Source organism: Streptosporangium minutum (assembly GCF_002149035.1).
Taxonomy (GTDB): domain Bacteria; phylum Actinomycetota; class Actinomycetes; order Streptosporangiales; family Streptosporangiaceae; genus Streptosporangium; species Streptosporangium minutum.
This window is the reverse complement of record NZ_NGFP01000051.1, coordinates 1-13,407: the sequence shown is the minus strand read 5'-3', so window position 1 is coordinate 13,407 and position 13,407 is coordinate 1. Positions and strand designations below refer to the sequence as shown.

9 protein-coding genes are annotated in these 13,407 nt (G+C 71.1%); 6 read left to right on the top strand and 3 right to left on the bottom strand.

The annotated features are described in order from the left end of the window. The first annotated feature begins 17 nt into the window (after window positions 1-17). The 4 genes from CA984_RS13725 (at window position 18) to CA984_RS13710 (ending at window position 7,150) form a co-directional block, all read left to right on the top strand. The gene (locus tag CA984_RS13725) at window positions 18-1,364 is read left to right on the top strand and encodes a Dyp-type peroxidase (RefSeq protein ID WP_207620852.1); all 1,347 of its coding nucleotides are present in this window, start codon (window positions 18-20) and stop codon (window positions 1,362-1,364) included. Between the two features lie 54 nt (window positions 1,365-1,418). Beyond that, complete coding sequence (locus CA984_RS13720; RefSeq protein WP_086571920.1) at window positions 1,419-2,288, top strand: bile acid:sodium symporter; 870 nt, start codon at window positions 1,419-1,421, stop codon at window positions 2,286-2,288. 356 nt (window positions 2,289-2,644) lie between these two features. Then, window positions 2,645-3,844, top strand: coding sequence for a cytochrome P450 (locus CA984_RS13715; RefSeq protein WP_086571918.1), 1,200 nt, complete (start codon window positions 2,645-2,647; stop codon window positions 3,842-3,844). Window positions 3,845-3,880: 36 nt separating this feature from the next. Next, window positions 3,881-7,150 (top strand): AfsR/SARP family transcriptional regulator, encoded by a 3,270-nt coding sequence (locus CA984_RS13710; protein ID WP_242675931.1) that lies wholly within the window; start codon window positions 3,881-3,883, stop codon window positions 7,148-7,150. On the opposite strand, the gene CA984_RS13705 is transcribed toward CA984_RS13710, so the two are convergent. Together CA984_RS13705 and CA984_RS13700 are read right to left on the bottom strand one after the other, a co-directional pair. Then, window positions 7,134-7,427, bottom strand: a complete 294-nt coding sequence (locus tag CA984_RS13705; RefSeq protein ID WP_207620851.1) for an ABC transporter permease — start codon at window positions 7,425-7,427, stop codon at window positions 7,134-7,136. The two genes, CA984_RS13710 and CA984_RS13705, sit on opposite strands and share 17 nt — an antisense overlap. 248 nt (window positions 7,428-7,675) lie before the next feature. After that, the gene (locus CA984_RS13700) at window positions 7,676-8,821 is read right to left on the bottom strand and encodes a serine hydrolase domain-containing protein (protein ID WP_242675930.1); all 1,146 of its coding nucleotides are present in this window, start codon (window positions 8,819-8,821) and stop codon (window positions 7,676-7,678) included. 140 nt (window positions 8,822-8,961) lie between these two features. On the opposite strand from CA984_RS13700, the gene CA984_RS13695 reads away from it, so the two are divergent. Continuing rightward, entirely contained in the window at window positions 8,962-12,108 is a 3,147-nt protein-coding gene (locus tag CA984_RS13695) for an AfsR/SARP family transcriptional regulator (RefSeq protein WP_086571912.1), read from the top strand. A gap of 167 nt (window positions 12,109-12,275) precedes the next feature. On the opposite strand, the gene CA984_RS13690 is transcribed toward CA984_RS13695, so the two are convergent. Continuing rightward, window positions 12,276-12,890, bottom strand: a complete 615-nt coding sequence (locus CA984_RS13690) for a TetR/AcrR family transcriptional regulator (protein WP_086571910.1) — start codon at window positions 12,888-12,890, stop codon at window positions 12,276-12,278. Window positions 12,891-13,093: 203 nt separating this feature from the next. Between CA984_RS13690 and CA984_RS13685 the strand changes: the two genes are divergently transcribed. Then, the coding region (locus tag CA984_RS13685; RefSeq protein WP_278249015.1) for a TCP-1/cpn60 chaperonin family protein at window positions 13,094-13,407 on the top strand (314 nt) is incomplete at its 3' end.

The following is a 13,407-nucleotide window of genomic DNA, read 5'->3' as shown; positions in this document are numbered from 1 at the left end:
AAGGAGGCGAGGTGACGGTGAGCGATCACACTCACGCCGAGCACACTGCCGTGAAGCTCGAGCTCGACGACATCCAGCGCGGGGTGCTCAGCCCTCGGCCGAGTCCGTACGCGGCGACCTACATCCTGTTCCGGATCGACGACCGCGCGCACGGGCGGGAGCTGATGCGGCGCCTCGGGGCGGTGGTCACCTCGGCCGCCGACACGGTGAGTCCCCTCGGCGAGACCTGGGTGAGCGCCGCGCTCACCTACCACGGCCTGGCGGCGCTGGGTGTGCCGCCGGAGTCGCTGGAGACCTTCGCCTGGGAGTTTCGCCAAGGGATGGCCGCGCGGGCCAGGGCGCTGGGCGATGTCGGCCAGAGCGGTCCGGAGAACTGGGAGGCGCCGCTGGGCACGTCTGAGGTCCACGTGGTGCTGGTGGCGCTCGCACTGGACAGCGCCCGGCTGGCAGCCGCCGTCGACCGTGCACGCCCGGCGTATCACGCCCTGCCGGGCATCACGGCGATCTGGCGGCAGGACTGCCACGCGCTGCCCACCGAGACCGAACCGTTCGGCTACCGCGACGGCATCAGCCACCCGGCCGTCGAGGGCAGCGGCATTCCCGGGTCCAACACGCTGGAGACCCCGATCAAGGCGGGAGAGTTCATACTCGGCTACCCCGACGAGCTCGGCGGCGTCCAGACCGTCCGGCCCGAGGTGCTGGGGCGCAACGGCAGCTACGCGGCCTTCAGGAAACTCCATCAGCGCGTCGGCGCCTTCCGCCGCTATCTGCGGGACAACGCCACCGATCCGGCCGACGAGGAACTGCTGGCGGCGAAGATCATGGGACGCTGGCGCAGCGGCGCACCCCTGGCGCTCAGCCCGGAGCGTGACGATCCCGCCCTCGACACCGACCCGTACCGCAACAGTTTCCTCTACCGGCAGGACGACCCGGCGGGGTTCATCACCCCCGGCGGCTGTCACATCCGCCGGGGCAACCCCCGCGACGCGGCGGTGGCGGGCGTGGTGAGGCTGCACCGGATGATCAGACGCGGCACCGTCTACGGCCCGCCGCTGCCCGACGGCGTCCTGGAGGACGACGGGGCCGACCGCGGGCTGATGTTCGCCTTCATCGGTGCGCATCTGGGGCGGCAGTTCGAGTTCGTCCAGTCCGAGTGGATGAACGACGGCGTCTTCTTCGGCGCGGGTGACGCCAAGGACCCCGTCATCGGCTCCGGCGACGGCTGCGGCGACTTCACCATCCCCCGCAGGCCGCTGCGGCGACGCCTGCAGGGCCTGCCGCGGTTCGTCGTCACGCGCGGCGGCGAGTACTGCTTCCTGCCCTCGCTGAGCGCCCTGCGCTGGCTCGGCGACCTCGAAGACTGACGCGCGGGGACCCGGCGCCCCCGGGAGCAGGGTCCCCGCCGGGAAGGGAGGTCCATGGACGCGCTGCAGGTGCTGTTCAACGCGGTCACCGTGATCTTCATCGCGGTCACCATGTTCGCCGCCGGTCTGTCGACCCCCCTTGCGGCCCTGCGCGCCGTCCTGGCCGACCTCCCGCTGCTGGCGCTGGCGCTGCTGGCCAACCTGGTCCTGCTCCCGCTGCTCGGCTGGGGCCTGGCCGCGCTGTTCGCCCTGCCTGCCGCGGGTTTCATCGCTCTGGTCCTGGTCGCCTCCTCACCCGGCGGGCCGTTCGGGGCCAAGCTGAGCATGGTGCAGAAAGGGGACGTGGTCGCGGGCACCGCGATGCAGGTACTGCTGGCCGCCGTGGCCAGCCTCACCTTCGGCCCCACCAGCACCGCCGTCCTCAGCGCGGCCGAGGTCGGCCAGGAAATCTCCCTGGACGTCGCCGCGCTGGTGCGGACCGTGGCCATCTTGCAGCTCGTGCCGTTCGCCGTCGGCCTGGTGGTGCGCCACTACGCGCCGGCTGCGGCACTGTCGTGGCATCCGGCCGCCGCCGTGATCTCGAACGTGACGTTCCTGATGGTGCTGGCGGGCATGCTGCTGGGCAGTTGGCGCGACATCGCCGCGCTGCTCGGCTCCCGCACCCTGCTGGCCGGACTCGTCCTGGCCGTCGCCGCGTTCGCCGCCGGGACCCTGCTGGCCACCGGGCCGCCCGCGCGCCGTACCACCATGGGAGGCATCGCGGCGGTACGCAATGTGGGCCCCCCGCTGGCCGCCGTCGGGATCGCCTTCGGCGACGAGCGGGCCGTCCTGGGGGCGCTGGCCGCGGTACTGGTCGGCGGCCTGGCGGCGGCTCTGCCGGTCGCCGCGGTGCTCGGCCACCGGCGAGACGACGGCACCGGCTGAACGGCACCGCCCAGGAGGCGGGGAGCCGCCGAGGTGACGGACGACCGCGCGGGGCCGGCGACGAAACCCCCGCCGAACTGGAGGTTCTCGTCGGATTCGACGATGACCTGGCCGCCGAGGCGACCCGGGTGACCAACCGGATCCGCGGACCGCTCGTCACCATCCACCAGGTCTGACGCGGTGTCGTGTCAGCGGCCGTGTCAGCACGGCAACAGCGCGGTATCAGAGCGGTCGGCGATGGTGGGTGCCATGAACGGTTCAGCGATCACAGCCTCGGGGCCGCGAAAGGGCATGCTTCGGGCTGCGTCGAACACGTACTATCGCGACTTCGTCCCAAGCCGATGAGAGGAACGACCATGGAACACACCGTCACCACGCTGCCGACCGCGCGTCAGCCCGGCTGCCCCTTCGACCCGCCCAAGGAGCTGATCCAGGCCCGGGAGCACAGTCCGATCAGCCGCTTCCCCTTCCCCGGCGGACACGAGGGCTGGCTGGTCACCGGCTACGACCTGGTCCGGGCGGTGCTGGCCGACCCGCGCTTCAGCTCACGCAAGGAGCTCATGCGCCACCACCCGCTGGTCGACCTCGGCGAGATCGAGGTCCCCCCGGCACCGCCCGGCGAGTTCCTGCTGATGGACGATCCGCAGCACAGCCGCTACCGCAAACCGCTGGTCGGCAAGTTCACCGTACGGCGGATGCGGCTGCTCACCGAGCGCGTCGAGCAGATCACCGCCGAGCACCTGGACGCGATGGAGAAGGCCGGGCCGTCGGCGGACCTGGTGACCGCGCTCGCCAAGCCCATCCCCTCCATCATCATCTGCGAGGTGCTGGGCGTGCCGTACGAGGACCGGGGCTCCTTCCAGGAGCACATCGACAAGTTCCTCGGCGGGGAGGTCGGCGACGAGGAACTGATCGCGGCCTACACCGCGACCCAGCAGTACCTCGCGGAGCTGGTGGCGGCCAAGCGCGCCAACCCCACCGACGACGTGCTCAGCGACCTGCTCGACAGCGATCTGACCGATGAGGAGCTGCGGGGGATCGCCCTGATCCTGCTGGCGGCCGGGTTCGACACCACCGCCAACATGCTGGCGCTGGGCACCTTCGCGCTGCTGCAGAACCCGGAGCAGCTGGCGGCGCTGCGCGCCGATCCCGCGCTCACCGACGGGGCCGTGGAGGAGCTGCTGCGGTATCTGAGCGTCGCCAAGCAGTTCCCGAGGGTCGCGCTCGAGGACGTCGAGCTGGGCGGCCGGACCATCAAGGCCGGCTCGACGGTCATCCTGTCCTACCACACCGCCAACCGCGACCCCGAGCGCTTCACCGACCCTCACGCGCTCGACCTCCGCAGGCAGGACGGCGGGCACCTGGCCTTCGGCCACGGCATCCACCAGTGCCTGGGCCAGCAGCTGGCCCGCGTCGAGATGCGCGTCGCGCTCCCCGCGCTGATCAACCGCTTCCCCACGCTACGGCTGGCCGTACCGGCCGAAGAGGTCGCCCTGCGCCCGGAGACCGCGGACATCTACGGGGTGAAGAGCCTCCCGGTCGCCTGGGACGTGTGACCGCGAGCCAGTGACGGGTGAGGGTGCGCCCGCCGAGTGCCGTATCATCCGCCGGAAATCCAACGCATCCACCCGACCTGCGATGATAACGATCCGATGAAGGCCGGCGGTGTTTGCGGATCGCGCGCAGGGGCTGGTCGTCGGTCGTCGCCACGGTTCGGCACAATTACTGATGTGAAAGTCGAATTGCTCGGACCGTTCGGGGTCAGGAACCGCGATGGGGCCGTGGTGGAGGTTCCTGGGATTCGGCTGCGCGCACTGCTGGCCGCACTCGCCCTCGAACCTGGCCGGATCGTCACGCGTGCGAGGCTGGTGGACTGGATCTGGGGGCAACAGCCACCCGCGGACGGGGTGAATGCCCTGCAGGCGCTGGTGTCCAGGCTGCGCAGGGTGTTGCCGGACGGTGTGATCGAGGCGGAGTCCGGCGGGTACCGGCTGGCCGTGGCTCCCGATGCCGTGGACGTGTGCCGGTTCGAGCACCTGGTCGGTCAGGCCCGTGCCGCCGAGCCTGCGGCACGGGCGGATCTGCTGCGCTCGGCCTTGGCCCTGTGGCGCGGTACGGCCATGGCGGACATCGCCCTGCGAGACAGCGATGCGTTCGACGCCGTGGTGACGCGGCTGGACGAACTCCACGTCTCCGCGCTCGGGGATCGGGTGGACGCGGACATTCGCCTCGGCCGTGGCTCGGAGTTGGTCTCCGAGCTGACCGGGCTGGTTGCCACGTATCCGCTGCGGGAGGGGTTCGTGGCGGCGCTGATGCGAGCGCTCGCCGAGGCGGGGCGTGGGAATGAGGCGCTGGCCGTGTACCAGCGGACACGCGAGCGGCTCGCCGAGGAGTTGGGCGCCGATCCGTCGGCCGAGCTCTCCGCGCTGCACACAGCGTTGCTCCGGGGCGAGCTGGGCGAGCGGGCGGACAACCGCAGGACGAACCTGCGCGCCGAGCTGACGAGTTTCGTCGGCAAGGACGATGACATCGCCGCGGTCGCCGTTCTGGCCATCGGGCACCGGCTGGTCACCTTGACGGGGGCGGGTGGCTCCGGCAAGACAAGGCTGGCCACGGAGACCGCGCGGACGATGCTCGCCGATCTGCCGGATGGCGCGTGGCTGGTCGAGCTGGCCTCGGTGGGGGCAGGCGGTGACCTGGCGCAGGCCGCCCTTGCCGCGCTCGGCCTGCGTGACCAGCCATTGCTCGGTGGTGCGCGGGGTGGGGAGCCGATGGATCGGCTCATCGCCGCGGTCAGGGAGCGCTCGATCCTGCTGATCCTGGACAACTGCGAGCACGTGATCGAGGCGGCCGCGGCTTTCACGGATCGGCTTCTGGGGGAGTGCCGGATGCTGCGGATCCTGGCCACGAGCAGGGAGCCGCTCGGTATCACCGGGGAAGTGCTGTGGCAGGTCGAGCCACTCGCGCTGCCCGCGAAGGGAGCCGACCTCTCCGAGGTCGGTTCCTCGCCCGCGGTGCGGCTGCTGCGGGACCGCGCGGATCTGGTGCGCAAGGGCATCGGCTCCGACGCGCACACCTTGTCGGCCATGGCGCGGATCTGCCGGGCGCTCGACGGGGTGCCGCTGGCGATCGAACTGGCCGCGGCACGGCTGCGCACCATGTCTGTCGATCAGCTCGCGCATCGGCTCGATGACCGGTTCCGTCTGTTGACCGGCGGCAGCCGTACGGCGCTTTCCCGGCACAAGACGCTGCGCGCGGTCGTGGACTGGAGCTGGGATCTGCTGACCGAGGCCGAACGCGGCGTGCTGCGGCGGCTGTCGGTGTTCTCCGGCGGGGCGAGCCTGGAAGCGGCCGAACGGGTGTGCGGGGACGAGGCGTCCGCCGGGGAGCAGGTGCTCGACCTGCTGTCCGCGTTGGTCGAGAAGTCGCTGCTGCTCGTCGACGGCGAGGACACACCGCGCTACCGGATGCTCAACACCATCAGGGAGTACGCGGCGCACCGGCTCGTCGAAGCAGGGGAGAGCGAGCTGGCGCGCCGGGCGCACCTCGCCTACTTCACCGAGCTGGCCGAGACGGCCGAGCCGCACCTGCGCCGGGCCGAGCAGTTGGAGTGGCTGTCCGTGCTCCGGGCCGAGCACGACAACATCGGTACGGCCCTGCGTGGGGCGATCGCCGAGGAATGGGCACAGGAGGCGATGCGGCTGGTCGGGGTCGTGGGCTGGTACTGGTTCCTCGGCGGGCACAGGGCCGAGGGCACCGAGTTGAGCGTCGCGGCGGCCTCGCTGCACGGTGAGGTGTCCGATGAGGTGCGGGCGATGGCGTACGTCATCGTGTCGATGTTCGTGACCTCCGGGATCGGCGGCGATCAGTATCAGGCGCAGGAGTGGATCCGCGAGGCGCACCGGTTGACCCAGCGCGGCGGGTACCGCCACCCGATGCTCGGGTTCATCGCGCCGCTGGAGCGGATGCTGCGGGAGCCGACGGAGTTCCTGTCCGCGTTCGATCCGCTCGTCGCCGACGATGATCCATGGGTGCGCGCGCAGGCCAGGCTCGCTCGTGGCCGATTCCGGCTCACGCTCCACGGTGACGAGACCGACGTGGACATCGACGCCGAAACCGCCCTTGCCGAGTTCCGTGCGCTGGGCGAACGATGGGGGAGCTCGTCCGCGCTGACCTTCCTGGCCGATCGGCTCGCCATGCGCGGCGAGTTCGGGCGCGCGTGTGAGCACTACGATGAGGCGGTTGTGGCGCTGACCGAGGTAGGCGCGGCCGAGGAGGTCATCGGTCTGCGGGCCCGGCAGGCCCAGCTGTACTGGCTGCTCGGCGATGAGCGATCCAGCACCTCCGCCATGGCCGAAGCGCAGCGGTGCGCGGGCGGGATCACCTGGCCGGATGTGCTTGCCGAGCTGGCGCTTGCGAAGGCGCAGCTGGCGCGCCTTCGCGGCGAGGCGGACGAGGCACACCGGCATCTGGCCACGGTGCGGGCGATGCTGAGCAACGACTTGGTCCGCGCCAAGGCCATGGACCTGTACGGCTACCTCACCGAGGACCTCGAAAAGGCCCGCGCGCATCGGGCCGAGGCGCTCCGCGCGGCTGTGGAGTCGGCGTATCCGCCACTGATCGCCGAGATATTGATCGGGATCGCGGATATCGCTGTGCGTCAGGGACAGGACGAGCAGGCCGTGCGACTGCTCGCGGCAAGCGATGCCGTGCGCGGGACGCAGGACCGTTCGCAGCCGGATGCCGTCAGGATCGTCGCGGACACGCGCGATCGCCTCGGAGAAACCGTGTTCACCGAGGCGACCCGGGCCGGCTGGCGGCGGGATTGGCGCGAGCTGGCCGAGATCACGCTCGCTTCGTGAACGTCGCGCGCGCCCACAGGTAGCCGATCAACGCGAGCCCCGCACACCAGGCGATCGCCGTGATGGCCGGGCCCGCCGACGGCGTGCCGCTCAGCAACCCGCGCAGGGTTTCGGTGATCGGCGTGAACGGCTGGTACTCCGCGAACTGCCGCGCGCCCGGCCCCATCTTGTCGGCCGGCACGAACGCGCTGCTCAAGAAGGGGAGGAGCATCAGCGGGACAGCGGCGAGCCCCGCGCTCTCCGCCGACTTCGCCGCGAGACCGAACGCGACGGTCAACCAGCCGATCGAGCAGCGCGCGCAAAGACCTCACCCCGCCGTCGCCGGGAACCCGCAAGGCCAGCTCTTCGTCGTCCCTCGCGGACTCGGGCAGGACCCGTGCCGCGGCGTCGAGTCCGTATCAGACCTGACCGCCACCGGACCTCCGCCGGCCCGGCGGGGCGGAACCGGGCCCACCGCGGCCCGGTTCCGCCGTATTCCGGTGGCACCCGCTGGTGGACATCGCGAGCCGGTGGCGGGCAGTGTGCTTACGCACCGATGGAGATGCCGAACTCCGCTTCGATGATTCTGAACATGGGGTCCCAGGACTTCCATTCGGTGTTGGTGTGGACGGCGATGGTGTGCCGGCCGTCGGGGGTGCCCACCGCGAAGATCCAGGATCCCCAGAGGCTGCCACCCACGCCGCGCAGCGTCCGGCCGCCCGCCGCCTGCTTGTCGAACTCGAACACGCCGAGGCCGTATCGGGCGTGCGGCATCCAGTAACCACCCTCGGTGGAGACCGTGGTCCACATCCGGCGGTGCTGGGCGGGCGGCAGCAGGCTGCCGCTGGCCATCGCGTCGAGGAAGCGGATCATGTCACCGGTGGTGGAGACGACATTGCCGGCCGACCAGCCCAGGGAGGAGTTGAACTCGGTGACGTCCAGGGGCGGGAGACCGGGCTCCTCCATCAGCGATTCCCAGTTCTCCGGGGTGACTGTCGCCGGGTCGACGCCGTCCTTGAAGAACAGGTTCGAGTACCCTCGCGGGTGCGGATCGGGGTATCCCGTGTCCGTGGCGGGGCGCACGCGGGTGTGGGTCAGGCCGAGCGGCCGGGTGACCCTGCGCTCGACCTCCTCGGCATAGCCGTTGCCGGTGACCTTCTCGATGATCGCCCCGGCGAGGTGGAAGCCGCCGTTGGAGTATTCGAAGCGTTCGCCGGGCTCACCGACCGGCGGCTGAGACACCGCCACCCTCAGCAGCTCTTCGGTGGTGAATTCGTCGAAGCGATGCTCAGCGAACCCGGAACGGGTGGCGTAGCGGTGGCTGATCTCCGGTGCCAGGCCGGTGGCGAACAGACCACTGGTGTTGCTGAGCAGGTGCCTGATGGTGATCTTGTCGCCGTCGTAGCCGTTGACATCCAGCACGCCGGGCAGCCACTTGTTCACCGTGTCGTCGAGGCTCAGCCGGCCCTCGGCCTCCAAGGCCAGAAGTACGACGGCGGTGAAGGCCTTTCCGCTGCTGCCGGTGTGCACGTGTTCCCCCGGCCGGCGTCGGGCACCGGTCTGGATGTCGGCCACGCCGGCGGTGGCGAACCAGGTCCGGTCCCCTTCCTTGACATCGGCGACGATGCCGGGGACGCCGGCCTCGGCCACCGCCCAGTCGAGCACCTGCTGCACTTTCTTGTGCGCTGCCATTGCACTGCCTTTCGGACGTTTCTTCCGTATGTCCTCCACGGTGTCCACCCGCGCTTACAGGCCTCTTGGAACGCTCTTCCAGCCGGCATGGCGCCACTTTCAGCGGCACGTGCGCGTCTTTGTGCTCATAGCCTTTGTGCATGCGGATTGAGGTGCTGGGACCGGTCCGGGCCTATGCCGGCGATGGCGCGCCGATCGATGTCGGCGGCGTCATGGTCCGCGCGCTGCTGGCCCGGCTGGCACTGGCCGGAGGCGAGACGGTGTCGGTCGACGCGCTCGTTGACGGCCTGTGGGGGGAGCATCCGCGCGGGGGCACCGTCAACGCGCTGCATGGGCTGGTGCACCGGCTGCGCAAAGCTCTGGGCGGGGCCGGGGTCGTGGAGAGGGAAGCCGGCGGGTACCGCCTGCACATACGCGCCGAGGACGTCGACGCCTACCGGTTCGAGGAGAAGGCGGAGCGGGGCGGTCGCGAACTGGCCGCGGGCGCCGCGCGGCGGGCGGCCTCGTCGCTGGACGGGGCGCTGGCGCTGTGGCGGGGAGACGCGCTGGCCGACGTGCGCGACGCCCCCTTCGCCGGTACGGCCGGCTCGCGGCTGGAGGAGCTGCGCGTCGCGGCCGTCGAAGACCGGTTCGAGGCGGCGCTGCGACTGGGCCGTCACGACGAGATCCTGGCCGATATGGCGGCGGTGGCCGTCGGCCATCCGTTGCGCGAACGGCTGGCCGGATTGCGCATGCGGGCCTTGCACGCGGCAGGCCGCCAGTCCGACGCGTTGGCCGTGTTCGAGGAGGTCCGCGGCACGCTCGCCGAGGAGCTGGGCGTCGACCCGTCCGAGGACCTGCGCAAGACGCACCTGGCCGTGTTGCGGGGTGAGCTGGTGATCCCCGAGGCGGACCAGGCCCGGCCGGAGGCGGTGCGAGGACGCCTGCCGGCCCAGTTGACCAGCTTCGTCGGCCGGGCGGAGGAGCTGAGACTGCTGGCCGGATTGCTGGAGACCTCCCGGCTGGTCACTGTCGTGGGGCCCGGGGGAGTGGGCAAGACCCGGCTGGCCGTGGAGGCGATGAGCCGGCATCGGGCCCATCGGCGCGGCCGGGTCTGGCTCGTCTCCCTCGCCGGGGTGAACACGGCGGCCGGGCTGCCCGAGGCGGTGCTGGGCACGCTCAGCCTCGCCGATGCCCGGCCTTCCGGTACGCCGCTGGAGCGGGTGGTCGATCTGCTCGCCGGCGGCGAAGGCGTGCTGGTGCTGGACAACTGCGAACAGATCTCCGGCCCCGTCGCGGAGTTCGCCGGGCAGTTGCTGGAGCGCCAGCCGTACTTGACCATCCTGGCCACGGGCCGGGAGCCGCTTGAGGTCATGGGTGAGGCGCTGTGCCGTCTGGGCCCGCTCGACCTGCCGCCGGCGCACGCGGATTCCGCCCGGGCCGGCAGGTCGGCCGCGGTGCGGCTGTTCCTCGATCGCGCGGCAGCCGTACAGCCCGGCTTCACGCTGGACGCGCCGGCCGCGGCCACGGTCGTGGACATCGTGCGCCGGCTGGACGGGCTGCCGCTGGCCCTGGAGTTGGCCGCGGCGCGACTGCGTACGATGAGCGCCGACCAGATCGCCCGGCGGCTGGACGACCGCTTCCGGCTGCTCAGCACCGGTAACCGGGCCGCCCAACCCCGCCAGCAGACCCTCCACGCGGTCATCGAATGGAGTTGGGACCTCCTCACCGATCGAGAACGGACGCTGGCCCGCCGGATGTCGATCTTTCCGGCGAGAACCGGGACCGCCGCGATCGAGGCGGTCTGTTCGGATGAGACGCTCCCCGCGGGCGAGGTCGTCTACCTGCTGGACTCCCTGGTCGACAAGTCCATCGTGGAGCGGGCCGGCGACGGCTACCGGATGCTGGAGACCATCCGAGCCCATTCGGCGGACAAGCTTCGCCTCGCGGGGGAGGCCGAAGCCGTCCTGCGCAGGCTCGCGCGGCACTTCGCCGACCTGGCCGAGGAACACGAGCCGCTGCTGCGCTCGGACAAGCAGGCGGAGTCGCTGCGGCTGTTCCAGGCCGAGTACGACAACCTGATGTTCGCCCTGCAAACGGCCATCGACACCGGCGCCGCCGATACGGCGGCCCGCCTCCTCGGCCCGCTGTACTGGTACTGGGTCATGCTCCGCTACGACGCTCGGGCCGATGCCTACGTCGCCAGGGTCGCCGGGTTCGGCGACGCGCTGCCCGCGGACGCCCGGGCCGCGTTCACCGCGATCCACCTGGTAGCCGGCGAGGGCGGGCCGGTCACCGATCCCGAGCGGTTGCGCGCGCTCATCGACGACTGCGTGCGCACGGGCGCGCTGCGGCGTTATCCGATGCTGCTGACGACAGTGCTGGTGACGGCGGCGGCAGTCGGTCTGGACAAGCTGGTCGACCAGGAGATCTCCCGGGTGCGCAGCGGCTCGGACCGCTGGGCGATCGCCTGCACCTTCGTGATCGAAGCCATGCGGTATCGCGAACGGGGCGACCGGGAGGGTTCCGCGACCGCGATCGCGGCGGCGCTGCACGGGTTCGAGGAGGTGGGCGATCGGTGGTGGACGGCGAAGACGCTGTACGGCCTGGCACAGATCCACGCCATCTGCGGCGAACACGACCGGGCGATCGTCGCCTACGAGCACAGCATCACGATCGCCACCGACCTCGGCTCGCAGGACGAGGTCTCAACCCGGCTCGGGCTCGCCACCGAACGCATGCGCGCCGGCGACCTGACCGGCGCCCGGCACGACATCGAAACCGCCGGACGAGCGGCCTGGGAGCGCGGTCAACCCGTGCTGGAGGTCGAGGTCCTGGGCAGCCTGGCCGAGCTGTACCGCCGCTCCGGCGAGATCGAACGGGCCAACCAGGAACTCGACCGGATGGAGACGCTCGCCCGCCGGCTGCGCCTCACGGCGGAGACGATCGAGAACCTACTGGTGCCCGCCAGGATGGCGAACCTCCTCACCGCCGGGGACGCCGCATCCGCGCGCGAGCTGCTGCCCCGTGCCGTGCAGGCGGCGCAGGCGCGCAGGGACACCCCTTGGGCCGCCCAGCTCCTGGCCCGGCTGCTGTTCCTGGAGGACGATCCGGCCGGCGCGGCCACCGCGCTCGGCCTGAGCCAGGCCATCCGCGGCACCTTCGACCACGGCGACATCGAACTGCGCTCTCTTACGGAGGTGCTCGCGGAACGGCTCGGCCGTACCGACTACGACACCGCCTACCGGCGGGGCGCCGGCATGACACCCCACGAGGCCACCGACCGGCTGACAGAGCTGCGCGTATAAGGCCGCGGGCGGGCATCGTTGCGTGGGCCGCGCAAAGGACCCGGCCTGGGCCGGGCGGCTCACCGACGCCGACCGGCGCGCTGTCGCCGGTGGGGCGACCTCGGGGAAAGGGGCGCCGTCAAGCGCCTGGAGGGCGATATCTCAAACGCCGGGCCTGCGCGTGCCGGTCACCGGTCCCGTGGACCTTCGGGCGGCTCGGCGAGGAGGACGCAGCTCAGGGCGCTGCGCAGCATGGTGGCGAAGGATTCGGTGTTGCCCGGTTCGAGCCAGTGCCGGCCTGCGACGCGGATGGCGCCGGCGACCGCGGCGGCCTTGACGGCGGGGAACAGGTCGCGTCCTGGGTCGGTGCCGGTGCGCGCCGCGATCGCCTCCGCGAGTGGGCCCTCCGCCATGGTGAACGCCTTCAGCGCCTCGCCCTCCAGCTCGGGCGTCTGCATGATCATGCGTAGGCCGGCCTTGTCGGGCTCGGGGTCGGTGTAGAGCTCGATCATGGCAGCGGTGACGGCCTCGTGGAGCGGTTCGTCGGCGGGCCGGGAGCGTAGCGCCTGCCCCGCACGCCTGGACTGGTCGGCCTGGAAGGCGCAGATCGCCTCCGCCCTGCTGGAGAAGTAGTTGTTGTAGGTGCGGGATGACACGCCCGCGGCCGTGGCGATGTCCTGGACGCGCACCAGCGCCAGCCCGTGCGGGCCCTGCTCGATGGCCAGGCGCAGCGCGGCGTGGCCGATCGCCTCCCTGGTGGCCTGCCTGTTGCGCGCCCGCAGGTCCATGGCGTCATCGTTCATGGCCCGACTCTATCTCATATTGCGCACCCCGCACTATGTGCGTGACACGCAAGTTGTGAGTAGAGTGCGGGGAAGACGCCCGGCACTCGCAACCGGAGAGTGCCGACCATGAGGCGTGTGCCGGGACGGTGAGGTCTGCCGGCAGGTAGAACGTCCGTCGCGGGCGCCGTCCCGGACAAACCCCATCGAGAGCGGGAGCAGGAATGGCTTCAAAGATGATCGCGTTTGACGAGGACGCCCGGCGCGGTCTCGAGCGCGGTATGAACCAGCTCGCGGACGCCGTCAAGGTGACCCTCGGCCCCAAGGGCCGTAACGTCGTCCTGGAGAAGAAGTGGGGCGCACCCACGATCACCAACGACGGTGTCTCCATCGCCAAGGAGATCGAGCTCGAGGACCCGTGGGAGAAGATCGGGGCCGAGCTCGTCAAGGAAGTCGCCAAGAAGACCGACGACGTCGCGGGCGACGGCACCACCACCGCCACCGTGCTCGCCCAGGCTCTCGTACGTGAGGGTGAGGG

Excerpts from the sequence above, each read along its gene's own strand:
- CA984_RS13715 (WP_086571918.1), top strand. The coding sequence starts at position 2,645 with ATGGAACACACCGTCACCACGCTGCCGACCGCGCGTCAGCCCGGCTGC.
- CA984_RS13700 (WP_242675930.1), bottom strand. The coding sequence starts at position 8,821 with ATGGCAGCGCACAAGAAAGTGCAGCAGGTGCTCGACTGGGCGGTGGCC.
- CA984_RS13695 (WP_086571912.1), top strand. The coding sequence starts at position 8,962 with ATGCGGATTGAGGTGCTGGGACCGGTCCGGGCCTATGCCGGCGATGGC.
- CA984_RS13720 (WP_086571920.1), top strand. The coding sequence starts at position 1,419 with ATGGACGCGCTGCAGGTGCTGTTCAACGCGGTCACCGTGATCTTCATC.
- CA984_RS13690 (WP_086571910.1), bottom strand. The coding sequence starts at position 12,890 with ATGAACGATGACGCCATGGACCTGCGGGCGCGCAACAGGCAGGCCACC.